2 protein-coding genes are annotated in these 1,127 nt (G+C 34.5%); both read left to right on the top strand.

Going from position 1 to position 1,127, the window contains the following annotated elements:
• Window positions 1–92 (top strand): 30S ribosomal protein S11 (rpsK, locus tag KTQ83_RS11800; protein ID WP_217256946.1); only part of this gene is annotated, 92 nt, incomplete at its 5' end.
• A 16-nt stretch (window positions 93–108) separates the two neighbouring features.
• Window positions 109–1,059 (top strand): DNA-directed RNA polymerase subunit alpha, encoded by a 951-nt coding sequence (locus tag KTQ83_RS11795; RefSeq protein WP_217256947.1) that lies wholly within the window; start codon window positions 109–111, stop codon window positions 1,057–1,059.
• Window positions 1,060–1,127 lie beyond the last annotated feature (68 nt).

The following is a 1,127-nucleotide window of genomic DNA, read 5'->3' as shown; positions in this document are numbered from 1 at the left end:
TACAGGTAGCTGGTTTAGAAATTACAATGATCAATGATGTAACACCAATTCCACATAACGGATGTCGTCCACCAAAACGACCTCGTGGATAGTTAAAGGAGGATAACGATGCAGGAATTTGAAAGAGCTTCACTTCATAAAGATTTTGTGAATGAAGAAAACAATACTGGATCTTATATCTTTGAACCTCTTGAAAGAGGTTTTGGAATTACGATTGGAAATACCATTTGCCGTACATTATTAACAAGTGTATCTGGCACACGCATTGTTGGATTTAAAGTATCTGGATTTGATGGAAAAGTAACAATGATCGAAGGTATTTTAGAAGATATTTATCGTATTTCATTAAATTTAAAAGCTGTACAATTATACAATGATGGAGAAGGATTCCAAACATTGCATATTTCAAAGAAGGGTCCTGCAACAATTCAGGCGGCTGACATTATTTGTCCGGAAGCTGTTGAAGTTGTAGATCCTGAACAAGTGATTTGTACTTTAGAAAAAGGTGCAAGCTTGGAAATGGAGATTTATGCTGTAACTGGAACTGGATATAAGAGTTCAATTGAAAACAAAGTGTCATACGACTTTGGTGAAGATGTCGTAGTATTAGATGCAACTTTCACTCCAATCCGTAAAGCAGATTATTTAGCAGAACCTGCTCGTGTTGGGTTGGATAAAAAATATGATAAAGTACATATCAATGTAGAAACAGATGGTACAATTACACCTTTACAAGCTATCACAATGGCTGCAAAGATTTGTATGGAAAACTTAGATGAAGTTTTAACTGTTTCAGATTTAGAATTAGAAGAAAGTTTCATGGTTCAAAAACCTCAAGTTGAGGATGTTAAGAAAGTAAATACAATGATGATTGAAGATTTGGATTTATCTGTTCGTTCTTACAATTGTTTAAAACGTGCAGGAATTCAAACTGTTGATGAACTTACACAAAAAACAGAAGATGAAATGATGCATGTTAAGAATTTGGGTAAGAAATCACTCAAAGAAGTGAAGGACAAAATGTACCAATTGGGATTGTTCTTCAAATCGTATGAATAAGAGGAGTAAGAATCATGTGGAATCGTAAATTGGGACGTAAAGCCGATCATCGTAAAGCATTGTTGCGT

Source organism: Holdemanella porci (assembly GCF_019052655.1).
Classification (GTDB): domain Bacteria; phylum Bacillota_I; class Bacilli_A; order Erysipelotrichales; family Erysipelotrichaceae; genus Holdemanella; species Holdemanella hominis.
The sequence above is the reverse complement of the archived record's forward strand: the minus strand, read 5'-3'. Positions and strand labels throughout refer to the sequence as shown.